A 23347-nucleotide genomic window follows, 5' to 3' on the forward strand; every position below is an offset into this window, starting at 1 on the left:
ATAAGAATTCCACTGCGACAGCACCATCATGCCCCACGCGCGCGCGAATCAGGAACTGGCCCAGCCGAGTCGCTTACACGCTTCATGGACAAACCGCGCCTGACTCAGCGACGCGAGGACTTCGGCCTTTGTGGATGTTCGGAGAGCTTCCTTGAAAGCCAGCAATAAGCCGGATTGCCGACTGTGACGCCGCAGTGCAGCGGGGCAACAACTTGCCGCGCCGGCAAGGATTGTGCCTGGCCAGTGTTGCCGCTACCCAACCTTACAGGCAAAAACCGCGTCCAAATGATGCGGGGTGGTGACGGCTCCAAATATCCAGCCCCGCCTGAGTTGGGCACACGAGGTTATCTGTTGTGAAACTTCCGTCTGTCCCGCGCTGCCGTTTTTGGTGGTAATGATTGCGGCGTCAGCCTGGAGAGAAAGTCCTTTGCTTCGAATTTCATATGGTCGTGGCAGTAGTGTTCGACGGCTCGCGGCTCAGAAACGTAGAAGCCGCTGAATTCTCTCGGGCTGACCGGTTGGCGCCGATCTCCCAATGGTGGTTCGTTCGACACCAGTAAATGCTTGCCGTCCCATGCGATCTCGAAAATGGATCGCACGTCGTTCAATAGGAAGTGAACCGTCAGTGCATGGTCGCGTGAAAGTTTGTCGAGAGCGGCCAACGTCGGATCATTTTCTCCAAGTCGATCCGAAATGTATATCGTAATTTGTACGCTTCGTGCGAGGCACGAGCGAATCCTTCTGAGTATATCCCCGTCAATCTTTGAGAGAGACGGATTGGTTGTAGTGATCACGATCGAGGACTCAGCGTTGTCCAAAGCCGAAGCAAGATAGTATTCGCCCTCGTGACATCGGACCGGAACTATTGGGATACGATCAAGCTCCTTCGAAACCTCCTTAAGTTCAGATTCATAGCGAGACTTCTTCTCTAGCAAGGAGTCGCTTCGCTCTTCGCCAAGGCGCATCTCGACGGCGCCCAAGTTGAACAGGAGGACGCTTCTGCGCTGAACAAGCGAAGCCACGTTGGGACCTCCGTCGCTCCCAGTGACCAAGTCGCGATACCGTTTCCGAATCGCTTGGCCTCCTGCCTTGTTTGCAAAGCCTCGCTCGACGCCGATTAGCTTTGCCAGGCCCACCTGAGCACAGGCCGTAGTCAGCTCATTATCAATCGAACCATTTACAGCGAGACGCAAAGACAATTCCCCACTTGATGCTCTGTAGATCAGTGCCAGCGCCGGCCTGAATCGCCCTAAAGACTTGTGGATTTTCGTGACTCGAAGCACCTCGAAACCCGGAGCAGTTGCTTCCTGGGGCGAATTCGTAGTCGTTCGCAGTTTATTAATCTCGCCGACATCCAACTCAGAGAGTCCCGGTGGTCCAAATGCATTTGCGATCGGAGCGGTAATTCCAGACGGATCCGCGCGTTGTTTCGTATAGAAAATGGTTCTCTCAAGCAGACTCTTCTGTACTGGATCCCACAGAAGATACAATCGTCGGTCAGAAGGACTGGACTCCCCATTTTCGCGTAAAGCTTCTTTCCCACGACGTAGCAGCACATGGTGCCCAAAAGCATTCTTTCCTACGTAGTCTCCATCGCAGAGACTTTGTAAAAGACCTTCACCGTAGTTGGCATCCACTCCGAGAAAAGCACATATATCACTGCACTCAGATAGTCCAGAATCGATAACACGCAGACAAAACTCTACCGGCGCGGGAAGGGGCCGACGATCAAGACCAATCACGTCAACAGCGAGGAGTTGTACGGGCAGATGAACCGTAAAGTAGTCGACGAGCGCATGTCCTTCAACTGCATCGAATCTGCGCGCGCTTTCATTCTGATCTCTCATAGGTCTCTCAGCAAGCAAAAATCGGGTATGTCAAGGGCGACGGCTGCTACCCCGGTCCGCAACACTCAAGCATACCAATCGCGCCGATCTTTTCGGCAGGCGCTTAGGAAATTCGCTTCGATGCCGATATGAAGGCATGGAACCTCAACCCTACCCTCCCTCTGCTGCTTATGAGTTGTTGCTGATCGACGCAGATCTTGGGCATCTGCAACGCGCGATCGCGTTGGAAGTCGTCGCCCGGAACCCGGTTCTGCCACTGACTTACTGGCGGCGCCGCGTCACTCGAATTCTCGAAACGCGGCACCTTCTACCCGCGCAGTTGGCCGTCGCCCGCGCGTTGCTGGACTTGATCGAATCAACCAGCCCTAGCGAACGGTTACTCGCCAAGGCCAGTTGATGAGTTTTTCGGTTGTTTGACGCACTCTCCCCTGAGAAGGCGATAAAGCGAGGTAAGAAGTGAGCAAACTCGGGGGCGGCATCAATCGGCGGCCACGTATCTGAATTTGTCGCAGGTCGTAGCCAACGTCGTGTAACGCTAGCGCGCAGATGCCTTGCCGCTGACCGCCATCGTTGCAGCAATTGTCGAGGCTCACGCCGTCCCTTCTCAGGCGTTGGTGCTTCTCCCCTCCGCGCATAGGAATCGCCTCGGCTAACTCATCCCCTGCCGCCTCGTCCGCGAGGCGACCATCGCCAATTATTGTGCTGTTGTTCCGAAGTCGGCGACCACCGTACCACCGGTCGACCGTCCCCTTCCGTTTAGGTTTGTTCGATGCCTGCCCTCGACCATGAGCGCGTGAGGCAAGGACAACGCGTGCGGGCAGGCGTTGAATAAACCTCGAGGAAAGAAACCGCGGAGTGGTCCGATGCGGCCAACTTCTTCACTATGGTGATTGATCAATCTGACCGATCTTTGTTGCGGGTCGATGGCAGGTGATGCGAGCGCCCGGAGAGGCGTGGATGCGGCAATGGAGGCGATGCCGCGTGCGATTTCGAGTTCGGAGTACGTCTGTGCAACGGTGCATGACACCGAAGGCACAATCGTCCACTCTTCGGCCTCGCTGACGCAAAGCTGACGGTTGAACTGCGGATCGACGTGAGGCGCTCATCGCTGTGCTGCCTTTGGCGGTGCGCGAATCGGTACGGTGCGCTTCAGAATGTCGATGACGAGCATCGGCGCGCCACAATGGCAGCAGATGAACGTCGGTCGATCGACGATGACTGCGTCGTGCGGTGACGGGCTGAGTTTGGGTCCAACGCCGAGCAGCGTGCGAATCTTGGCTAGGTTGGCGCGGCGCACTGGGTTGGCGAGCAACCCGTAATGGCGGATGCGATGGAAGCCACCGGGCAACACATGGAGCAGGAAGCGGCGCATGAACTCGCCGGATTCGAGCGTCATCGCTTTATAGCGAGTACGGCCCTTCTCTCGGTAGTCTTTCCAGCGGAAGCGCACGCTGCGTCCATCGAAGGCGAGCAGGCGTTGGTTGGAGATCGCGACGCGATGGGTATAACGTGAGAGGTAGGCGAGCACTGCTTCAGGACCCGCGAACGGACGCTTGGCATACACGAACCATTCAGAAGCGCGCAGCGGCGCGAGCCACTGCGCGAAGATCGTTCGATCAGCAAGCTGCGCATACTCGCCGAAGAACTGAAGCCATCCGCGCTGATGAGCATCCATGAGCGCTTCGAGGAAGCGCCTACGAAACAAACGCGAGAGCACACGCACCGGCAGAAAGAAACCGGGCCGACAGGCGATCCAGCGATCGCGGGTTGCTGACAGGCCTCCGCCAGGAACAATACCGTGCACATGCGGATGATGTGTGAGCGCTGAGCCCCAGGTATGCAGCACGAGCGTGGCGCCAATGTCGGCGCCCAGATGCTTAGGGTCCGCCGCGATAGTGCGTAGCGTCTCGGCGGCGATGTCGAACAGCAGCCCGTAGATGACGCGCTTGTTATACCAGGCGATCGCACTGATCGGTGCGGGGAGCGTGAAGACAACATGGTAGTACTCCACGGGCAGCAGATCGGCTTCTCGCGCCTCGAGCCAACGGCGTGCGGCACTTGCCTGACACTTCGGGCAATGGCGATTCCGACATGAGTTATAGGCGATCTCGGTTCGCAAGCAGCCTGAACAACGCAGCACATGCCCGCCCAGCGCCGCGCTGCGGCACTGTTCGATGGCCGACATCACCTTCAGCTGTCCTAGGCTCAGTGCTACCGTGCTTCGCCACGTGGGCCCGCAGGTGCGGAAGATGTCCGCGACCTCTAGCATTGGATCGGTCCGCGCGGCCGTTATTCGAGGCGCAGGCGCTCCAGCGGACTGACGACTTCATGCAGCAAGTCGGTAGCGACCTGCGCGTAGAGCGCTGTCGTTTCGAGCTTCTTGTGGCCAAGCAGTACCTGAATCACGCGAATATCCACCTTCTGCTCGAGCAGGTGCGTCGCGAAGCTGTGGCGCAACGTATGCATCGATACGCGTTTGTCGATCTGCGCGGCTTCGGCAGCGGCGCGAATCGCGCGATTAAGTTGCCGAGGCGTCAGTGGGTCGACAGGATCGAGTCCTGGAAATAACCAGCCGCCATCGGGCATCTTGCCTTGGGCGCGGGCCACGCGCCACCAAACTCGCAAGCGTTCGAGCAGCACCGGCGAGAGCATCGCATAGCGATCCTTGCGGCCCTTGCCTTGTTCGACGCGCAGCGTCATGCGCTGGCTATCGATGTCGCCCACTTTGAGCGCGACCACTTCGCCGGCGCGCAACCCTGTGCCGTAAGCCAGCGACAACGCCGTCTGATGCTTTAAATTACCTGTTGCCGCAATCAGTCGTCGGACCTCGTCAGGGCTGAGGATAACCGGCAGTATGCGCGGCACGCGCACCGGCTGCATCCTAGCCATCAATTCCGGCTGCTGAAGCGTGATCTCGAAGAAGAACTTCAGCCCGGTGATCGCGGCATTCAGGGAGACGGGAGACGTCCCGCGATCGACCAAATATAACTGGTAGTTTCGCAGGTCTTCGACAGTCGCCGTGTCGGGTGAGCGTTTGAGGTATCGAGCGAACTCACGCACAATGCGCAGGTAACCCGTTTGTGTCTTGGGAGAAAGCTGGCGCATGCGCATGTCGTCCGTCATACGCTGACGCAGAGGGCTGACGCCCAGTTGATTGGAGGTCATGATGCAGCTCCGTTGGAGAACGAGGCGGATTGCCTCGACCTCCAACATACGGAACTGCGCTGCGGGCTTCTCTGAACCTCTCACGCCTAGCCGTGGCCCCCTACCGCGCGAGCGGTTTCGTTCACCGTCGATCACGCGTCGTCCGTGCCAGTGACTTCCAGGGAAGGACGTGATTCAGGCAGCGATGATTGGGACGTGAAAGCTTACGGCGACGCGGGCGGCGACGCCGGATGCATATATGCAATCAGCATCTTGAACTGCATCTCAGTCACCGCCTCGATAGCCGACGCTTCAGTGGCGTCCCGTCCGACGAACGCTTTCAGGGAGAATACCCATTGCGGCCAGCGTGACATAAAAATCCAACGCGTCCAATCCCGGTGGCTGCCCCGCGCGCCCCCCTTCGTGCAGATTCTCGTTGTTGATGAGATTCAACCACCTCGTTCGCGCGGAAGTAATCCCAGATTGAGCGACGTACAGGCCTTCCTTGCTTTCGAAGTAGTAATAGAGCATCCGCTCGTTGATATCTGCGGCCGTGGGGATCGCGTCGACGCGGGCTCCGGAGAGTCCGTAGGTCGAGAACTGTTGCGTCGCGGCCTCCAGGATGCGCCGACGCGTGCCCTCGGGGTCCCTTTTGGTTCTCGGTTCGGTCATGGTGGTCGCCTCCGCGATGCAGCTGACCGGGATTAGCGCGTAGAGCCTCACGGCTGGTCCCGGTGCGTCCGGCGCGTCACGCGCGTTCGTTTTGCGTCGACGGGGTCGTTTCAATGGTGATAAGTCGTATTATCACGCTTGCGTTTAATGGCGGTGCTGCCATTGACGACAGGCGTCGTCGCAGCGAGTCTCTCGTCCGTCCGGCGGCTCTCTCCTAGTCCAGACCCTCTCAAACCGCATTCAGAGCGCGCGACGGACGTTCGTGCCAAACCGCTTGCAATGCCATCAAAAGTCACGCACGATCGGACTGATTCGCGCTCACCTTGCGGTTTGCCATCGGTGTACTAACGTTTCGTTTGGAACACGTCGATGGAGGTTGCCATGCGCGCGATAACGATTCTTCTGGCCCTGTTGGCCATTCCCGGGCTCGCACTGGCCGACGCCGTGAGCACCTCGAACAACAACTCGACGCTCACCGTAACGCGCGACGATCCCATCTATAACCTGAACCTGCCGAGCGATCCCGTGCAGCTCGTCAGAACGCTCGAATGGAACGTCGACGGCCGGCGAATCCTGATCTATCCATCCGGCCCTTCGACTTTTATCGACCTCGGACACATGCACGCGGACTCTCACGTCACAACGAATCAGATACATGCGCAAGGCCCGATTCTGGGTTACGGCACAGGCCCGCTTGCAGGCACGGTGCTGGGTGGCATCGTCTATACGGTAGAAGGCGACACCGCGGGAACGCTCAAATCCCGCCTGACGGAGAAGGTCGACATTCAGAACAAGAGCGATGCGCCCGTGCAGTTATGGATGAGCGGTCTCGGTTATAAACCGAGTCAGTCGAATCTCGAAGTGCCGGATTACAGCGGGCTCGATATCGTCGGCACCACCGTGGCCGTCCTCACGAATCGCTCGATCACGGAAATTTTGCCGCCGCCGCAGAACATGTTCGGCGAGGTCACGATATTCCCCGTCGTCAGCTTCGTGGGCTTCAATCCGCTGATCAACCAGAGCGTGACGATCCCGCCCGGCGCGACCTTGTCGATGATCAGCGAGATTAAGGTGTCGCGCACGTCGAGCGAGATTCAGCAGTTCCTGCGTGAACGTGCGCCGAGTCGCTTCCAGGACTCGCCGTTGCTGAACAACCCGTTCATACGCGTGCCCTGAGCGGCCACTATCGGGCGATATCGCCGGGCTGCGACGAGGCGCCGCCGCCCGAGCCGTACCCCGATGCTTTCGCCGCAGCCGCCTTCTGCGATGCCAGCCGGAATTTCGCGGCCTGTACTGCGCCATCCGGGAAGTCGGCCCATGCCGTCGGGCTGTAGCCGGATTTTTCCGCCTGAACGAGATCCGCGCGGACTTGCGCGCGCGTAAGGGACTGGCCGTCTGCCCGAGCATACGAAACGACCGGTGCGGCAAAGACCAATGCAACGACTGCTTTGACGAACGCTTTCATGGCAGCGCCTCCCAGTAAACCTTACTAGGCTCCGTTCACATATGCGATCGGCCCAAACGCGCAGGCAAGCGATGCAAACACGAGATAAGTGTCGGCGAGCTTATCGGGTGGAGACACCGCGAAAATGCTTGATGCGATTGAAGAAGCGCTCGACCAGGTTGAGAAGACGATACGCATCGGCGTGATGCCGGGCGTGGAAGCGGCCATCTTCGCGCATGCGCGGAACGTGGCGGCAAAGCAAGGCATGTCGCTGGAACTCGTGATCTTTGACGATGCCGCGCGCATCGATCAAGCACTCGCGAATGGCGTCATCGATGCCGCGAGTTTCGATGACGAAACGAGCCTCAAGACTCGCAGCGAGCGCGGCGGCTATGCGATCCAAAGCGTCGCCGCCACCATGACCTTGCCGATGGCCTTCTATTCGCGCAGGCTCGCATCGATCGCCTCGTTGCCGCACGGCGCGATCATCGCGATTCCCGCCGATGCGCCCGGCACCCCCCGCGCGCTGATCCTGCTGCAGAACTATGCGCTCATCACGCTGAAGGAAGGCGCGGGCCTGCATCCGACGCTCGCGGACATCACGGGCAATCGCTTCAGTTTGAACGTTCGCCGCATCGATCATGCAAAGCTCTACGATGCGCTCGACACGGCGAGCTTCGTCGCGATGAACGCCGGGCCACGCCGCGCGCTTTGGTTTGCGTCCGGGCCGCGACCGCATCGGCGTCGAAGATGCGCGCTCGCCGTGGCAACACGTGCTTGCCGTGCGCTCCGGCGATGCCGACGCGGCATAGGTCGCGCAACTCGTCCGCGTCTATCAGTCCGACGACGTCGCTCGTTTTATCCTCACGCAGTATCAGGACTCGGTACGCCGGCCATGGTGACGCCGGTATGAGCGCGTATTCGTTCGAATGCATCGCCTGCGGGAAGTGCTGCAATAGTCCCCCGCCCTGTCCTTGCGCGAGCTCTTTCGATACCGCGATGTCTTCGTCGGTTGCATCGCGCTCGCGCGGCTCCCGCGTAGTTCCACCCGCGCCACCGCACGCGTTTCCCGTCGATGACATCAACGCGATCGGCATCACGGCGCTCGCCCTCGATTACCCCTCGGCCGGACGCTGTCCCGCCCTCGCGGACGACGGCTTGTGCAGCCTGCATTCGACCGGTAAGCCGGACCAATGCGCGGCGGTGCCGCTTGATCCGCTCGTGCCCGATCATCTCCAGCATGCGGTGCTCGAGCAACGGTCCCGCGGAACCGGTTGGATCGGTGCAGGCTGTATTCAGCCGGAGCAGCACTCGGGGGCGGTGCTCGTGCGCCATGCCGAAATCGTCGATGAGTCGGCGGCGGCGGCCATGCAACGCACGCGCGTCCGTGTTCGACGGACTGATACGCGATTTCGCGGACCCGCGTCAGGCGCTCGCTATGATCCCTCCGGACGGCTACCGCACCATCGCCATCGCGCCCGCGCTCGTGGGTATCGGCCGGCTGTCGGGCCCCCTTGCCCAGCTCTCGCTCGCGCTTATCGATGCGCAAACGGCGCTGATCCAGCGTAACGTGGCAAAAGCCATCCAGCGCGGCCGCCTTGACGACAGGCCAACGACGAACCTGCTTCGCGGGTTCGCCGAGGCGCTCGATCGTGCGCGCGTCCTTCTCGAGTCGCTGCCGGACACAGTCCCGACGTCACGGCTTGCGCAGAAAGCCGAAGCGTGGCTGGCTACTTGACCCCAGATAACCCTATCTCGGCCGAACTTCCAGCATGTTGCGTCGCTAGACAGCGGATAAAGCAAGCGAGGCTGTCCGCTAGCCTGCGAGGCCTCCATCTTGAAAGGGTCTCGCACCGCGTCTAATGGAGGCAGGTCGGCCTTATGGAAAGCTTTGCATGAAGCCGATTACCGCTTAGGTTGTCCGCCGGATCTGGAGAAATGTTGCCGCTCCCTGGCGGAAACCTTGCTCGCCGAACGTCGATCAGCGCCAAAGCCTGCAGCGCAGTTATTCCGGCGCCGTCGTGCTACTCCGCGACGACATTGTGCTCCCACAGTAGCTCAGGTTCGGAGATTTTTCTCGCGGTCTGCCCAGTACCGCAACGGGTCGTGATTGTCCGGATAGCGCGAATCAAGCCACGCTGCACTCTTGGTCCAATCTGGATGATTGATACCCGTGCGCGCCGACCAAATCGAAGAGCGCTCGAGAACTCGGCCGTTTTCGCGATCGCGAATAAGCACACTTCCCAATCCGGTCGAACTATTCGCTTGCGTCTCGATTTGATAACGTGGCAGGATCCTGAGTTCAGCATTCTTTGCCCATCCAAATACTGCTCGGACCACGCCGGACGGATCTCGCAACTCGCTGGGGCCACTTCCTGGACGAACCGCCGTCCAGCCGTCTGGGAACTCCGCGACAACCTCGTCTTTGCCCTCCCTCACCCACTTCACGCGCAAGGCCAGCGCCATCACTTCGCGCATGCGAGAGTCTAGGCAACTCAATCGCCACCGGGAGCCTGATCAGGTTGTCTTTCCAGAGCACGGATTCGTCTTCGACGCGCTTGACAACATCGGACACTTCTGGCCCAAAAGGGTTTTCGGGTCGGCTCGACACCCTTGCGGTTGCTCCCGAGGGCAGGCCTTCGAAAAGGCGCTCAGCGTCTTCACCCGTTAGTTTCGCCTTTGCTTTGTTCATAGTCTCTTCGGGTTCCTAGTTGAAAGCGAGCGGCGTTGAAAAGCAGTCAACCGTGGGAAGGACATGCACTTCGAGGTGCACTGGAGCAAGATTCCGCGCCACCGCTGCGCCCCTTGCAAACGCGTAGGCTGCCTATTTTGCGCGGGAGCGGTTTGTTGAGTCGCGCGATCCGCTCGCTCGGCTATTTGGCCGTACAGCCGAACCCGTATCTTCGCCGATCGTCGAGATTGAGTGCTTGAAGATCATCTGGGATCCCGTGGTGGAATTTAGATAAAGCATGTACGTATCAAATGATTGGATGTGTCCAACTAATCTAATCCCGTTGACCAAATAGATCGACACGCGCTTTCGTTCCTTTCTCAACGCATTGAGAAAGTCGCCTTGTCCAACGGGCTGGTTCTGCGCCATAGAGCTGTGTCTTCTAGAATGATGAAATCAAGCGCATCGGAGTTGTCCGATCTGCCATAGCAGCATCAGACAGCATCGGGGCCGTACTTGGCCTCACGTTCGTGGCGGATCGAAAGCAGGATCACGCGCGTCTCGGAACAGGCATATAGGACGAGGTGTGCGGAGAGTACAGACTCCCGAAACTCAAACAACCGAGCCTGTGCGGCCAACTGCTCAACTTGCCGCAGCCATGTCTGCGATGCGGTTGAAGTCACGGAATAGAAGTCCGCTCGATGACCGATCTTGGGATACCGCTCCAGGCGCGCAATGAGTTCAACTATCTCGCCCTCAAGGTGATCGGAACGTCGTGCGGCCGAGGCTTCGTCCTGAACAAACATGAACGCTTCGATGGCGTCGAGCGACTCACTAAATGAGTCAGCGACGTCAACGATGATCATGTCTCGGCCTTGGTGCGCCGTCTCTCAGCGCGCTCCTTCAATGCGCGCCGGAAATCCTCGGCGGACGAAGTACGTCCGGCAAGGACATCGTGCATCCCCCGCTCCGCGTCCGACAGCATTAACAAGCGCCCCCGCTCGTGGCGTTCAAGCTCATGATAAAAATCTAGCTTCTTCGCGTCGATGATGGCGACGAACGCGGAGCCGTTTTTTGTGAGGACCTTCTCAGCACCGGCGACGACGTCGTCTGCTAGTTCGGTCAGACGCGCCCGCGCTTCGCTGATGGGCACCACGTCCTGAGCACGGATTGTCATTTTAACAAATCCATTAACAAATTCGTTAAAGTAGGCTACGCCACCTCGATTGGCATGTCAAGTCAGTTAAAACTAAACTCGTACGACCCTGATAGCGCGTCGTGTTGAAACTCTTTCTTAAACTTGACATCGCCGCATGGAATACGAGGGTCTGGGTTACCTCAGCAAGTCATGAAGCCGAACAATGGAATTTGGCAGCGGGACGCTAACCTACAGTGAGCTGATCCGCTTGTTCGAAGGACCTCCGAAACGCGGAAGTGATCGACCGGCGCAAGATCGAGCAACTCACAGCATCGCGGCGCGCATTCGTGATCCCTCGGCCAAAAAGATCTGCCGCAGCCACGCGAGCGTCAGGCGCGACGCACACTGCGTCATCGATGCTGCACTTTCCGTGTTGCCATGTAGGCGTCAAACAGGCCCGTATGCAGCCGGCTCAGTTCTTCGCGTAAGGTCACCAATTCGTGCCGGTCGCCTTCATGTTCGCGGCGCAAGATCTCCCCGAGCAAGGCAGTGGCACGCGACGCCGGCACATCTCGCTGGACGCGCGCCTCGCCCAGCCGACTCGCGAGCGCTGGCTTGACGATCAGCAGCCAGGCCATGAACCACGCATAGTCCTCAATTTCGCCTGTACCGGGAAAGTCAGCATCGAAGCGCCGACGCAGCGCATCGAGCGAAGCGTCCCGAAGCCCGGCAATCAATGCGGCGAACCGTGATGGTGCCAGCCACGCCAATTCCGCGAACAGCGGCCACGCCGCATCGAGGCCGGCCGCTCGATAGCGCGCTTCGGTCATCCAAGCGAGTGGCGACGGGATGCGCCACCACGATTCGATCGCGTTGACGGCGTCAGTGGCCGCCGCCCAGTCCCCCGCGCGAAGCCAGAGCGGCGCGGCGTGGCTTTCGGTGTGGGTCCCGCAGAACACCAGTGGTGCAGCACGCTGGGCGAGCGAGCGCCAGCACGGTGTCGACCACGCATGAACGTCCTGTGTGGGCAGCACCCGTTGGGCCGCAGGCATCACCTGATCCTCGAGGTGTCGCCGGACCGCGGCCAGTTCCGCGTGGTCGGTCAGCGGAAGGCTTGACTCGTTCTCGAGTTCGCGAACCAGCACCGTCATCGCACGCAGCGCGGTGTCGTCATGGTATTCGCTGGCGAGCTGCGTCAGTGAGGCTCGCGCGTCCACCGCATGGCGACGCTGCAAGTGCTCCACGACGTCATTGCGCAGTCCCACGTCGCGGCTGTCGGCAAATATATCGAGCTGTTGCATGCTTTGCTGCATCGTCGTCGCACTCAGGAATGTCGTCGATGAAGAGCGATCAGGCTAATTCATTTCAGCGCGTGGAGGAAGCGGCTGCCGGCGCTTTCGACGATGTTTTCATGGATCACCGTGTGCCAGGTACGCCTCATAACAGTACGCTACCGACGCGCATCCAGCATCGTGCCGCGACAGCGGCGAGCGCCGCACCGGCATGCGTAAAGGCGCTTGAGCGCCGCCGTTCGGCGCCCTTCGACGTCGAGCGCGTAGTCGATGAAAATCTCCGCGCCCTCTTCGATCGTGCGTGTTGCCCGGATGAAGACCCGATCGCCTTCCTGTTCAGCTTCACAGTTAGGCGCGCAACTGTGATTAATCCAACGCGCGGAGTTGCCACCTTGTGCGCCGTCGATCATGCGTCCGTCGTCGAGCCCGAAGAAGAAGGTGTGTCCGTCTTCCGCGGTGGACCGCTCATACCGGCGCTGTGCCTCTCTCGCCGAGATGATCTCGCCCTTGTACTCGAGGATTACATCACCGACGGAGATAGTCGCCGCGGCGAACACACCACGACCATGAATCGGCGAGTGACGGACGGCTATGCGGCGCATGATTGACACTCTCGCATGGGAACGAACGAAAAAATCTGCGTTGGTGTGAGGACAGGCGATAATCGCATCATCGCATGTCAGCCTGTCAGGAAATGTCCGCTCTGCCTCGTCGCACGAAACTCAAACGCAAGCCGGCGCGCGGCACCCTGGTGCGCTATGAAGGCCGGATTGCGGAAGTGCTGGGCGAAGCCCGCGGGCAACGCGTCATGATTCGCTCCATTCACCCGGACGGACAGGAGCGCCGCACGGCGGTGAAATGGGTGAACCTCATACCGCTCGAGACTCAGCTTTTCTGATTAGGTCGGGACCCGTCGAACGAGTGATGCGACGGAAAACTACCCGCCTGCGGCCGTCGCGCGCCACCCGGGCGTTGCTGCGCTCACGCCTGATTGACGGCGTCTTTGAAGCCTTTCCCGGCGGTGAACTTTACCGTCTTGGCCGCGGCGATCTTGATCGTCTCACCGGTCTGCGGATTGCGCCCAGTCCGCGCGGCGCGTTCGCCGGTGCCGAACGATCCAAAGCCGATCAGCTGAACGGTCTCTCCCCCGGCCACCGTTTTCGAAATCGTCTCAAATACCGCATTGATTGCATCTTCAGCGGCGATCTTGCTCGTACCCGACGCCGACGCCACAGCGTCAACCAGTTCCTGCTTGTTCATTGAATCCCTTCCTCTCAAAAAAAAGAACGCGATCTTACCGAACCGCTACGACAACGCGGAACCGCGGCTGCTATGAGGCAGCATCGACCGCATCCAGGTCGAACAGATCCGAGGTCGTGCTGTGTGTGGACAGCAGCTCGGGCAAATCGCCCTTTCGAACCTTGGCCAGGGTGTCCGGCGACAGCCAGATTTCTTCCATCGCGTCGAGGCCTTCCTCGATCATCCGCTGCAAGAAGAAGGATTGCTTGCGCCCCGTGGCCTCGGCCAGCACGCGCAACCGCTGTTCGATGACGGGGTCGATGCGCACCGCCACGACCCGCAACTTGTTCTCTGCTGATCTTCTCATCCGTTTGCTCCTTTAGACCGTCGGCGCGACAGACGCACCGGCCGGCCGTGAACTGCTCGCCACTCTCTGGCCCCATCCGGTCATTATCTACGTGCGAGCTTTCGCTCTCGACGTTTTGCCAACGGCGGCCTTTCGGGCCGCTCGCCTGACTGCCGGATCGGAGTCTGCCGCGGGCATGCGCCGCGCCGGGGAGCGCGTCGTTCCGCGCAGCGTCTTCAACTGCTCCTGAAGTGACTTGTGTGCCGCTTCAATCGCGGCGAGCTTGCCTTGCAGCACGCCGGCCTGATGGCGGGCATCGCCCTGCTGCCCCTGCAGCGCCTCGACAGTGCGACGATGCTCGGCGTCTCGCTTGTCGGCTCGTTTGGTCGCCTCGGCCAGTTCATTCTGAGCCCTGGCCACCGCGCTGCGTTCGCGATCGATCTCCAGCAGTGCCCGCTTTTCCGATGCGCGTAAGCGCTCCTCGGCACGGCCGGCGGTCTCACGGAGCTTATCCAAATCACGCGAGAAGGTGTGGCGCACCGTCTCGAGTTCTCGCTCGCGCACGAGCGCCTCTTCGCCGAGACGCTTGATCTGCGCCTCAAGCGCTTTACGCGTGGCCGCCTCCTCGGCCTGCCGCCGCTCCAGCTCCCGGATCTCGACCTGGGCCGCCAGCAACGCCGCGGTGCGCTGCTCGAGCGCCGTCTCGGTCCGACCCAACTCCTCGCGCGCCGCGACCACTTTCTGTTCCGCCTCGGCGCGCTGCGCTTCGACCTCGTCGCGCAGCGACATCAGTTCGGCCTGTGCAGACGTCGTCGCCCGTGTCCACAGCGTCCCGATCAGCTCGCCTGCGGCGTCGCTCAGATCCGTCGGCAGATCCGGATGCTCGATACGCACCCGGCTTTTCTCGCGCAGTTCCGCCCAGAATTCACTTAGCACCGACGCCGGCGTGCTCATGGTGCCGCGGCGCACGAGGTTGTAGAGGCGATTGGCGGTCGGCGCGACGCCGAAGCGAAAGAACAGCAGCGCGCACACCTCGCGATAGAGTTCACGCGTCTTCGGGAATTCGACCTTGAGGCGCTCGATATCGGCCGCGAGGCGGGTTTCGTCGGAGAGAACGTCGGGCATGGCCGCGAAAGGATAAGCAGTGCGCTCATATTACAACGTAATCCGCTAGAGATCCAATTCAGCGCGGCTATCGACTTGACATTAATCCTATAATGTTGAGATTCCTATGCCGAGCTGCCGCCAAAACGAACATTGACCTGAAAGCCCCCTATGCCAACCTCACCGCCCTATGCGTTGCAACCGGCACCGCTCGAAACACTCGTCATCCCAGCGACGCTGAACGGCTCCGCGGGCCTAAATCGGGCTGTGACAGGGCGCCCCCAGATTGCCGCCGATCACGACCTCGATGCGATCCGCGCATGGCTGTCACGCTTTGTCGACACGAAAACCACCTTCGAGAATTACCGCAAGGAAGCCGAACGGCTCCTGCTCTGGTCGGTCGTCGAGATGGGCAAACCGCTCTCTTCCTTGACCCATGAAGACTGCTTGCGCTATCAGCAGTTTCTGGCCGATCCGCGGCCTGCCGGCACGTGGGTGGCCGGGGGCGGGCGCAAGCATCCGCGCAGCGACGCGCGCTGGCGGCCGTTTTATGGGCCGCTATCGTCGTCCAGCCAACGCCAGGCAACCGTCATCCTGAACGTGATGTTCTCGTGGCTGGTGCAGGCCGGCTATCTCGCCGGCAATCCGCTCTCGCTCTCGCGCCAACGCACGCGCCACGCAGCGCCTCGTATCACCCGCTATCTGGAGCCGAGCGTGTGGCAGGCGGTCAAGGACTTCATTGCGACGATGCCCAAGCAAACGGACCGGGAAAAAGCCCATGCGTACCGCGTCCGATGGTTGTTCACCCTGCTCTATCTCGGCGGGCTGCGCATTGCGGAGGTCGGTGCCAACACCATGGGCCAGTTCTTCGTGCGACACGATGCGGATGGCGCGCTGCGCTGGTGGCTGACCGTTCACGGCAAAGGCGACAAGCGACGGCTCGTGCCAGCCACGCGCGAGATGATGATGGAGCTATCCCGCTATCGCCAGCACCTCGGCTTGAGCGCCCTGCCGTCGCCCAACGAAGACACGCCACTCGTTTTGCCGATCGGCGCCACGGCGTCGAGCGAACGCACCAAGACGTGCGCGCCACTCACGCGCGCGGCGCTGCACGCCATCGTAAAGGACGTCTTTGCGGGCGCTGCGGCGCGCTTACGCGAGCGCGACGATACGGCGAGCGCGCGGGCCGATCTGCTTGAGATGGCTTCCGCGCATTGGCTCAGACACAGCGCCGGCTCGCACATGGCTGACCGCAAGGTGGATCTGCGCACGGTGCGCGACAACCTCGGACATGCTTCGCTGACGACAACCAGCATCTACTTGCACGTCGACGACGATCGGCGCCATCAGGAGACCGAAGAGAAGCACCGCGTAGACTGGTGAAACTAAGCGAGGTCACCCAACACACCCCGACGGCGCACCCTGCCGATTCCGTTCGCCAACCGCCACTCTCTCATGAAAGTCCCTGTGCCCGAACCCAAGATCTCTGCAGAGCTCGTTGCGATGCCAGGGGTATGCAAACATAGACGATTAGTTGCATCCACGGACCGGCGAAACTTGCCTGTCCGACCACGGTAAGTCCGCTAAGCGTCAGCGGCAATGCACACTTTCGGCCCAGACTGTGTCAAAACGCATTTTTGGAGCGCTAAAATTTCGCTATCCAATGGTCGGGGATGCGCAAAATGAAGCGTTTCGTTCGAGGCGACGATCGTAACCAGAGTTTTCTCCTTCCCGAAGCGCTTGATGATTACGTGACGGACACAAATCCGGTCCGCGTGATCGATGTCTTCGTAGAAGAACTTGATCTTAATGATCTCGGCTTCGAGGGAGTACAGCCAGCCTTGACTGGAAGACCGGCTTATCATCCTGAGGTGATGCTTAAGATCTATATCTACGGGTATCTCAATCGCATCCAGTCCAGTCGTCGTCTTGAACGCGAAGCGCAGCGAAACGTTGAGATGATGTGGCTCACTGGTCGGCTGGCACCGGACTTCAAAACCATAGCTCGGTTCCGTAAAGACAATGGCAAAGCGATCCGCAACGTCTGCCGGCAGTTTGTGATGCTATGCCAACGTCTGGACCTTTTCGCTGATGCGATCGTCGCTATCGACGGCAGCAAGTTCAAGGCGGTAAACCATCGCGATCGCAACTTCACGAGCGCCAAGCTCGAACGGCGCATGCGCGACATCGAATCAAGTATTGCTCGGTATCTTCAGGCAATGGACACCGCCGATCGTCAGGAACCTGCAATCGCGAAGGCCAAGACGGAGCGACTGCAGCAAAAGATTGCAGCCTTGAAGGAGCAGATGCAACGTCTCAAGGAGATCGAGGTCCAACTCAAGGCGGCACCCGACGGACAGATATCGCTCACAGATCCGGATGCGCGTTCGATGAAGACGCGAGGAACGGGAGTCGTCGGCTACAACGTACAAACGGCCGTCGACACGAAGCACCATCTAATCGTCGCGCACGTCGTCACTAACGATGGTATTGATCGCGATCAGTTGACATCGACGGCCAAGCTTGCTCGTGCTGAGATGGGCGTCGACAAAATCACTGCTATTGCGGATCGTGGCTATTACAAGAGTGAAGAGATACTCGCATGCCACGAGGCTGGAATAACGGTGTTTGTCCCGAAGACGGTGACCTCGATGGCCACTGCTGATGGCCGCTTCGGGAAGGATGACTTCATTTACAACGCAACGACGAACGAATATCAATGCCCGGCTGGGGAGAGACTGATTTGGCGATTCTCGACCATTGAGCGCGGCTTGAAGATCAGTAAATACTGGAGTTCGAATTGCCAACAATGTCCGTTGAAGGAGAGCTGCACGCCCAGCCCTCAACGTCGCGTGACTCGTTGGGAACACCAAGCTGTTCTTGAGGATATGCAGGCGCGACTCGATCATGCGCCTGAGATGATGCGGATCCGGCGACAGACAGTCGAGCACCCGTTTGGCACGATCAAGGCATGGATGGGAGCCACTCATTTCCTAACTCGAACCATTGAGCGGGTAAGCACGGAAATGAGCTTGCACGTGCTTGCATACAACATCAAGCGAGTGACCAAGATACTTGGTTCAGAAGTTGTGATGAAGGCGATGCGAGCGTGATGCTCGCAGGACTTCTAATCCTCGGCGATAAAGCTCGTCGGCGACTTTGAATTCGGCATGTGCAACGAAAGACGCAACTTGCGCCGAGACAGCGCTTCGTCAATTCGAGTGGCTGTGCGTTTTGACACGGTCTGGGCCATGAAGGGACATTCGTATGCGATCGTACCGAGACACCGAGACGGCTGGTCCCTCCCTGATATCGGCCATTTCATTCGACCTTGAAACGCATAGGATCGGGCAGTTGCGCGGTCTCACTATCAGGTAGCGTCAACTGGATAGTCCCGGCCACGCACCTCGGCCAGCGAAGCAGCGACGCGCCGCAGATGCTGACATAAACTTATCCAGGCAGACAAACTGTTCGCTAAGGCGGAGCAACGTGTGCCTTGCTGCCGCGTCTAACAAGGCGCGCTCGCAAAAACGGCTGCCTCGCGGCGAGGTTGAGGGCGCAGACCGCTATCCAATTTCCAGCAGTGCCCGCGAACTCTCATGCAATTAAAACAGATGGGTTACCAAATCGCCCACACTGTTCAGCGGAACAGTTTGTTCCAGCACCACGCGATTGGCGGCCTCCCTATCCTTCAGATGCTCCGGGACGAACGGGATTGGATAAGCGCGCAGTTGAGACTGGCTGCGGTTGCAGTCGGTCGCACGAATACCGCACTCGGCGCTTTCTACAGGCGCCTTGCAACCAGAATTGGCAAGGCTAAAGCTGTCACAGCGACGGCGCGCAAAATTGCTGTTCTCTTTTACAACACCATGCGCTTCGGCATGCAGTACAAAGACCCTGGTGCCGACCATTACGAAAGCCAGTACCGGGAGCGTGTGATCAAACAGCTTCATCGCCGTGCTGCAGAGTTCGGATACATCCTGCACGAGGCTACGCCGAAAGGTGTTTCTTAGGAAGCGACGGCGTACTTCGTAAAGGGGTCGCGGTGAAGTACGCATGGATCGACGAGCACCGCGACCAGTACAGCGTTACTCGGCTGTGTCACATCTTGATGGTTTCGCGCAGCGGATATTGCCAGTGGCGTAATCGCGGGCCAAGTCAGCGAGCGCAGGCCAACGCCGCGCTTGATCGGGCGGTCGCAGCGATTCACCGCGCCAATCGCGGCAGCTACAGCCGTCCTCGGATCGTGAAGCAATTAAGGATGCAAGGCCAGCCGGCGAGCGCCGAACGTGTACGCCGTAGTCTGCAACGCCTAGGGCTGCGGCCGGTCTATAAACGCCCGTATCGGGTGACGACGGATTCGACACACCGCTCACCGGTAGCGCCCAACCTGCTTGATCGTCGTTTTGACGGCTGGCAGCCCGATCAGGCTTGGGTCAGCGACATCACGTTCATCAGGACCGGCGAAGGTTGGCTATACCTAGCTGCCATTCTGGATTTGGCAAGCCGACGCATCGTAGGCTGGTCAATGTCAGAGCGCATCAACGCGGAACTGGTCTCCCAGGCACTGCGCAGTGCGTGCTGGCACCGTAAGCCCCCGCCAGGGTTGTTGTTACATTCCGATCGCGGAAGTCAATATGCAAGTCGGGCGTACCGAAAACTGGCCGCTGACTTCAAGATGAACGTTTCGATGAGCCGTCGCGCTAGCGCATGGGACAACGCGCCGATGGAAAGCTTCTTCAAAACGCTTAAGGTCGAGAGGATTTATCGGGTTCACTACGAAACGCGCGCTCAGGCCCGTCTGGATATCGTCGACTGGATCGAGGGCTACCACAATCGAGAACGCCTGCACACCTCTATCGATTTCTGCACTCCAGTCGACTACGAGGCTAGGTTGATCGCTGCATGATTTGCTGTACGTGGAAACGAGGCAGGGTCACCGAACCGATGGTGCTGGTAGTGAACCGCGACATCGCCGATAACGACCCGCAGCGCATCTTGCGCGCGCACGGCTTTCTGCGCTTCGACCGGCGCGTGCGCACGGGGCAGGTGGTCGAGCAGGCGCTGGAGAAAGCGGGCTTGATGGTCAACGAGTATCTCGAACTGAATTCGATCGAGACGATTGCCGCGCTGGTGCGCGAGAAAGTAGGCGTCGCGGTGCTGCCGCTGCTGATACGCGACAACTGGCTGAACGACCCGCTGCTGCGCGTGATCCCGATTTCGAGTCCGCCGACGCTGCGCACGGTCGGCATGGTGCAGCGAGCTTCGGATGACAGAAAAGCGCTGATGCGCGAAATCGTCGATACGTTGCAGGCGATGCCGCGCGATCGTTCGTGACGAGGTTGTTGTCGGGCCGTTGCATGCCATCAGCTGACGCGGGGGCGTTGTCACGTTCGCGGGCTGGTTAGATCCCGTAGGCTGAGCTTCTAGCGCAGGTACCAGCGAACATCTCGAGACTCTTCAGCTTGGTCATCGCGGGTCATCAGTCCGTTTTGCTCCGACAACTTTAACCGATTCGCCGACCCTATTTGCACCGGAGCCTCGCTCAGCTGGGTCGGTCACCCTTGATCGCGTCCCATCTGCTGGCTCAATAACCGCGGGTACGATCGACGATATTCGCGAGCGGTTCGCCGCGCAGGAATCGCGCGAAATTGCCAAACCAGAGTTCGAGCACCCGCAGGTTGTAATCGGGCGCGTCGCACGAAATGTGCGGCGTGACGACGAGTCCCGGCACGTCCCACGCCACATGGTCAGCCGGTAACGGTTCGGGATCGAATACGTCGAGCAGCGCGCCGCCGCACTCTCCGGAACGCAATCGCTCGAACAACGCCGCATGGTCGATCAGCGCCGCGCGCGAAAGGTTAACGACGCCCGCACCGGGCCGTATGCGCGCGAGGCGCGCGGCGGAAAGCAACTCGCGTGTCTCCGGTGTGAGCGGCGCCGTAATAACGACGAAGTCGGCCTGAGGCAGCCAGTCGTCGAGTGCGGAGATCGTTGCGAGTACATCGACTGCTTCCACCGCCCGCGCCGGTGCCGCGCCACTCCGATTCAGTGCAATGACTCGCAAGCCGAGCGCGCGCGCCGCGCGGCTCGCTGCCGTGCCCAGATCGCCGAAGCCGATTATCAGCGCCGTCTTGCCTCGAATGGATGTGGTCAGCCGGGCGTCCCAGCGATGCTCCCGCTGCGCCTGCAACACGGCCGGCATTTGCGCATTCAGGATCAGCAACGCCATTTGCGTGTATTCGGCCGCCTTGTCGCTATGAATGCCGCTACTGTTCGTCAGCGTCAGGTCGCGGCGCAGACGATCGAGCGGCATCAACTGATCGACGCCGGCACCTGTCGTGTGAATCCAGCGCAGACGCGGCGCGTCGTTCACCACCTCATGCGGGAATCTCGACGCCAGCAGGAAGTCGACTCCGTCGAGCGGACGCGCGAACCGCTCGCCGTCCCAGCCGAACGTCACGTCGATTTGCTGTGCGAGATCGGGATGCCGCGCGCAGGCGACCTGCCACACGGCTTCGTGAAGATGAAAGGCTGGCGACTGACACCGCTGGCTTTCGAGGTGCAGCCGGTAACGGCGGGCAGGTTCGGTCATCCGGGCAGCATCCTTACAGAGGGAGCGCAACGAGCGTGTCGTAGCGGCACGAATCCGTGACGACCGTGCGCTCACGCAGCAACGCGCGGCCGCCCTCGACAACGATCTGATCGATATAACGTCCGACGCTGAACACAACCATGCCGCCTTCATAGCCGGTTCGCACGACCATGTAGCTGGTTTCGCAACCGATCAGCCCGTCTTCGACGCTGACGACTTCGGTCGGTCCAAGTACATGACGGTAGACATGTGGCTCGAACACATTAACCGACTGGATCGAACTGACTCGATCCAGCAGCATGCCGCGCGTGTTGCAGAACCAGATGCCGAAATCGCGGCCCGCTTCGAAATCGGTGCGCGTGAGAATGCGGTAAGTACAATCTTCGGTGAAGAACTCCGGCCAGCGGTCGAAATCGCCATTGTCGATCGAACTGCAATAGTGAGCCATCAGGCGCGCGATACTCGCGCCCGTCTGGGTGCCGACCTCCAGGTCAGAGTAGCGCGTCGTGCTAGACATCCATCAGTTCTCTATAGAATTTCCAGAAACCGCGTACCGAGGTTTCGGTCGCCCGGGTCGCCATCGGGCCTGTGCCCTTGCCGCCCATCTCGATCACGGCAGCGTCGTCAAGATCGCCGCGAATACCCTTTTCGACGAACGCGCCAATCGTGCCGTCTTCCATCGACACAAGACCCGCGGGCCCGACGAGATTGCTCTGCTTGCGCCGGATGAGCGTCTGCTCCGGCGTGTCTTCCTCGAAGCCGAGCACGGTCCAGATCAGTTCGCATCGATCAACGCCGAGCGGCACCACCTGCCGCACGCCGATGGAATTCATGATCTGATGCAGCACGAAGCCCGGAAAAATGCTCTGGATCGCATTGGTGATCTGATCGGGATACTCCATCCACTGATCGATCAACGAAGGATCCTTCAGGCCGAAATCGTCGCGCATTGCACGAATCACGCCGGAGTCGTATGCCTGATCGCCAATGTCGGTATAGCGCTTCGTAAAGGTGATGTGATGCCGGCTATCTTCATCCTGCAACGTACCGCCTTCCGCGGACAGCCGGTTGATCTTGAAGGTCGAGAAAAACGCATGCAGCAGGCTCGGGTGATAGTTGTCGCGGCTATTCTCGACATAGAGCTTCCAGTTGTTGTGCATCACCTGACTATAGCGGCCAAGTATCTTTACCCGCCTATATAGCGTGCGCTCCATGTGCCGCACCATTGTCGGTCCGAGATAGTCCTTCAATGCAGGGGCTTCTTCGGAAAACGAACCGAACACGAGACCGCGGATGGTCTCCACGCGCAGCTTCGTCAGACGGAACTTCGATTTGTCGAAATCCTCGGGCATACCGCCTTTGCCTTGCACGCCCTTCTCGAACGCGACGCTCGTCAGTTCGCCGTCGAAGTTGTAAACCCAGTTATGGTAAGGGCAAACGAAGTTCGGACGCTTGCGGTGCCCCTGCGCTTCGTAGCAAAGCACCGAGCCCTTGTGCACGCACTTGTTCACGAGCGCACCAATGATGCCGTCCTGCTGGCGCACGACAATTACCGACGTATGGCCGACCTTGGTCGTGATGTAATCACCCGCGTTTGGAATCTCGATGTCGAGGCAGAGGAAACTCCATGTGAGCCCGCGAAACACGGCATCCTGTTCGCGCTCGTAGGTTGCCGCGTCGGAGAATACACGTAGCGGCACACGTGTAATGCCCTCTTCCGGCCAGCGGATCCGGCTAGTGGGAAATCCAATGGTCGCGACCGCACCGTCGCACTTTTCCGTCATAATGCTGCTCCGTTGATGAAGGCCCGTACACCACGGCGGCGGCTGTGGCCACTGGCCGACCCCCGATATCG

Annotated in this window: 24 protein-coding genes and 4 pseudogenes; 9 read left to right on the top strand and 19 right to left on the bottom strand. The window is 59.9% G+C overall.

The annotated features are described in order from the left end of the window. Positions 1-344 precede the first annotated feature (344 nt). Entirely contained in the window at positions 345-1847 is a 1503-nt protein-coding gene (locus tag NCS58_RS11445) for a hypothetical protein (protein WP_250478417.1), read from the bottom strand. Between the two features lie 136 nt (positions 1848-1983). On the opposite strand from NCS58_RS11445, the gene NCS58_RS11450 reads away from it, so the two are divergent. After that, the gene (locus NCS58_RS11450) at positions 1984-2244 is read left to right on the top strand and encodes a hypothetical protein (RefSeq protein WP_250478410.1); all 261 of its coding nucleotides are present in this window, start codon (positions 1984-1986) and stop codon (positions 2242-2244) included. Positions 2245-2949: 705 nt separating this feature from the next. Here the strand turns inward: NCS58_RS11450 and NCS58_RS11455 are convergent. The 3 genes and pseudogenes from NCS58_RS11455 to NCS58_RS34460 form a co-directional block, all read right to left on the bottom strand. After that, positions 2950-4116: an IS91 family transposase gene (locus tag NCS58_RS11455; protein ID WP_250477020.1), complete on the bottom strand. Its 1167-nt coding sequence runs from the start codon at positions 4114-4116 to the stop codon at positions 2950-2952. Positions 4117-4136: 20 nt separating this feature from the next. Then, positions 4137-5012 (bottom strand): site-specific integrase, encoded by an 876-nt coding sequence (locus NCS58_RS11460; RefSeq protein WP_250477019.1) that lies wholly within the window; start codon positions 5010-5012, stop codon positions 4137-4139. 203 nt (positions 5013-5215) lie between these two features. After that, positions 5216-5663: pseudogene (locus NCS58_RS34460) on the bottom strand (TetR/AcrR family transcriptional regulator). Positions 5664-6044: 381 nt separating this feature from the next. On the opposite strand from NCS58_RS34460, the gene NCS58_RS11470 reads away from it, so the two are divergent. Beyond that, the gene (locus NCS58_RS11470; protein WP_250478409.1) at positions 6045-6839 is read left to right on the top strand and encodes a hypothetical protein; all 795 of its coding nucleotides are present in this window, start codon (positions 6045-6047) and stop codon (positions 6837-6839) included. 7 nt (positions 6840-6846) lie between these two features. Here NCS58_RS11470 and NCS58_RS11475 read toward each other — a convergent pair whose 3' ends face one another. After that, complete coding sequence (locus NCS58_RS11475; protein ID WP_250478408.1) at positions 6847-7128, bottom strand: DUF4148 domain-containing protein; 282 nt, start codon at positions 7126-7128, stop codon at positions 6847-6849. Positions 7129-7152: 24 nt separating this feature from the next. After that, positions 7153-7300, bottom strand: a pseudogene (locus NCS58_RS11480) (IS5/IS1182 family transposase); the annotation flags it as partial. Positions 7301-7312: 12 nt separating this feature from the next. On the opposite strand from NCS58_RS11480, the gene NCS58_RS11485 reads away from it, so the two are divergent. Both NCS58_RS11485 and NCS58_RS11490 read left to right on the top strand, forming a co-directional pair. Next, positions 7313-8020, top strand: coding sequence for a MetQ/NlpA family ABC transporter substrate-binding protein (locus NCS58_RS11485; protein ID WP_250478407.1), 708 nt, complete (start codon positions 7313-7315; stop codon positions 8018-8020). A gap of 474 nt (positions 8021-8494) precedes the next feature. Then, positions 8495-8845: a hypothetical protein gene (locus NCS58_RS11490; RefSeq protein ID WP_250478406.1), complete on the top strand. Its 351-nt coding sequence runs from the start codon at positions 8495-8497 to the stop codon at positions 8843-8845. 320 nt (positions 8846-9165) lie between these two features. Here NCS58_RS11490 and NCS58_RS11495 read toward each other — a convergent pair. The 6 genes and pseudogenes from NCS58_RS11495 to NCS58_RS11520 form a co-directional block, all read right to left on the bottom strand. Further along, a pseudogene (locus tag NCS58_RS11495) lies at positions 9166-9799 on the bottom strand (hypothetical protein). Between the two features lie 132 nt (positions 9800-9931). Next, on the bottom strand, positions 9932-10207 hold the full coding sequence (gene hfq, locus NCS58_RS11500) for an RNA chaperone Hfq (protein ID WP_250478405.1): 276 nt from the start codon (positions 10205-10207) through the stop codon (positions 9932-9934). A gap of 65 nt (positions 10208-10272) precedes the next feature. After that, positions 10273-10644, bottom strand: a complete 372-nt coding sequence (locus tag NCS58_RS11505; RefSeq protein ID WP_250478404.1) for a hypothetical protein — start codon at positions 10642-10644, stop codon at positions 10273-10275. After that, complete coding sequence (locus NCS58_RS11510; RefSeq protein WP_250478403.1) at positions 10641-10955, bottom strand: type II toxin-antitoxin system prevent-host-death family antitoxin; 315 nt, start codon at positions 10953-10955, stop codon at positions 10641-10643. Before NCS58_RS11510 ends, NCS58_RS11505 begins: the two co-directional genes overlap by 4 nt. Before the next feature lie 371 nt (positions 10956-11326). Continuing rightward, a complete protein-coding gene (locus NCS58_RS11515; RefSeq protein ID WP_250478402.1) occupies positions 11327-12217 on the bottom strand; it encodes a hypothetical protein in 891 nt (296 codons plus the stop codon). Positions 12218-12366: 149 nt separating this feature from the next. Further along, positions 12367-12810, bottom strand: coding sequence for an SET domain-containing protein (locus NCS58_RS11520; protein WP_250478401.1), 444 nt, complete (start codon positions 12808-12810; stop codon positions 12367-12369). Between the two features lie 74 nt (positions 12811-12884). Between NCS58_RS11520 and NCS58_RS11525 the strand changes: the two genes are divergently transcribed. Beyond that, on the top strand, positions 12885-13106 hold the full coding sequence (locus NCS58_RS11525) for a hypothetical protein (protein ID WP_239294560.1): 222 nt from the start codon (positions 12885-12887) through the stop codon (positions 13104-13106). 83 nt (positions 13107-13189) lie between these two features. Here the strand turns inward: NCS58_RS11525 and NCS58_RS11530 are convergent, their stop codons facing one another. From NCS58_RS11530 to NCS58_RS11540, 3 genes are all read right to left on the bottom strand, one after another. Next, positions 13190-13468, bottom strand: a complete 279-nt coding sequence (locus NCS58_RS11530; RefSeq protein WP_250478400.1) for an HU family DNA-binding protein — start codon at positions 13466-13468, stop codon at positions 13190-13192. A 70-nt stretch (positions 13469-13538) separates the two neighbouring features. Beyond that, on the bottom strand, positions 13539-13814 hold the full coding sequence (locus NCS58_RS11535; RefSeq protein WP_086973924.1) for a hypothetical protein: 276 nt from the start codon (positions 13812-13814) through the stop codon (positions 13539-13541). Positions 13815-13901: 87 nt separating this feature from the next. After that, positions 13902-14918, bottom strand: a complete 1017-nt coding sequence (locus NCS58_RS11540; protein ID WP_250478399.1) for a DNA-binding protein — start codon at positions 14916-14918, stop codon at positions 13902-13904. Between the two features lie 150 nt (positions 14919-15068). On the opposite strand from NCS58_RS11540, the gene NCS58_RS11545 reads away from it, so the two are divergent. Further along, positions 15069-16280 (top strand): tyrosine-type recombinase/integrase, encoded by a 1212-nt coding sequence (locus NCS58_RS11545; protein ID WP_061121983.1) that lies wholly within the window; start codon positions 15069-15071, stop codon positions 16278-16280. Between the two features lie 299 nt (positions 16281-16579). Then, complete coding sequence (locus NCS58_RS11550; protein WP_250538474.1) at positions 16580-18010, top strand: IS1182 family transposase; 1431 nt, start codon at positions 16580-16582, stop codon at positions 18008-18010. Between the two features lie 492 nt (positions 18011-18502). On the opposite strand, the gene NCS58_RS11555 is transcribed toward NCS58_RS11550, so the two are convergent. After that, positions 18503-18850, bottom strand: coding sequence for a hypothetical protein (locus NCS58_RS11555; protein ID WP_250478426.1), 348 nt, complete (start codon positions 18848-18850; stop codon positions 18503-18505). Positions 18851-18915: 65 nt separating this feature from the next. Here NCS58_RS11555 and NCS58_RS11560 point away from each other — a divergent pair. Together NCS58_RS11560 and NCS58_RS11565 are read left to right on the top strand one after the other, a co-directional pair. After that, positions 18916-19806, top strand: a pseudogene (locus tag NCS58_RS11560) (IS3 family transposase); the annotation flags it as partial. A 38-nt stretch (positions 19807-19844) separates the two neighbouring features. Beyond that, entirely contained in the window at positions 19845-20234 is a 390-nt protein-coding gene (locus NCS58_RS11565; RefSeq protein WP_284502222.1) for a LysR substrate-binding domain-containing protein, read from the top strand. A 250-nt stretch (positions 20235-20484) separates the two neighbouring features. Here NCS58_RS11565 and NCS58_RS11570 read toward each other — a convergent pair whose 3' ends face one another. Genes NCS58_RS11570 through NCS58_RS11580 form a run of 3 tightly spaced genes read right to left on the bottom strand, consistent with a single transcriptional unit; the run spans position 20485 to position 23276 of the window. Further along, on the bottom strand, positions 20485-21492 hold the full coding sequence (locus tag NCS58_RS11570; RefSeq protein WP_250478424.1) for a D-2-hydroxyacid dehydrogenase: 1008 nt from the start codon (positions 21490-21492) through the stop codon (positions 20485-20487). 13 nt (positions 21493-21505) lie between these two features. After that, complete coding sequence (locus tag NCS58_RS11575) at positions 21506-22009, bottom strand: aromatic-ring-hydroxylating dioxygenase subunit beta (protein WP_061121849.1); 504 nt, start codon at positions 22007-22009, stop codon at positions 21506-21508. After that, positions 22002-23276, bottom strand: coding sequence for an aromatic ring-hydroxylating dioxygenase subunit alpha (locus NCS58_RS11580; protein WP_061121848.1), 1275 nt, complete (start codon positions 23274-23276; stop codon positions 22002-22004). Before NCS58_RS11580 ends, NCS58_RS11575 begins: the two co-directional genes overlap by 8 nt. Positions 23277-23347 lie beyond the last annotated feature (71 nt).

Source organism: Caballeronia sp. INML3B, assembly GCF_023631305.1.
Classification (GTDB): Bacteria; Pseudomonadota; Gammaproteobacteria; order Burkholderiales; family Burkholderiaceae; genus Caballeronia; species Caballeronia turbans.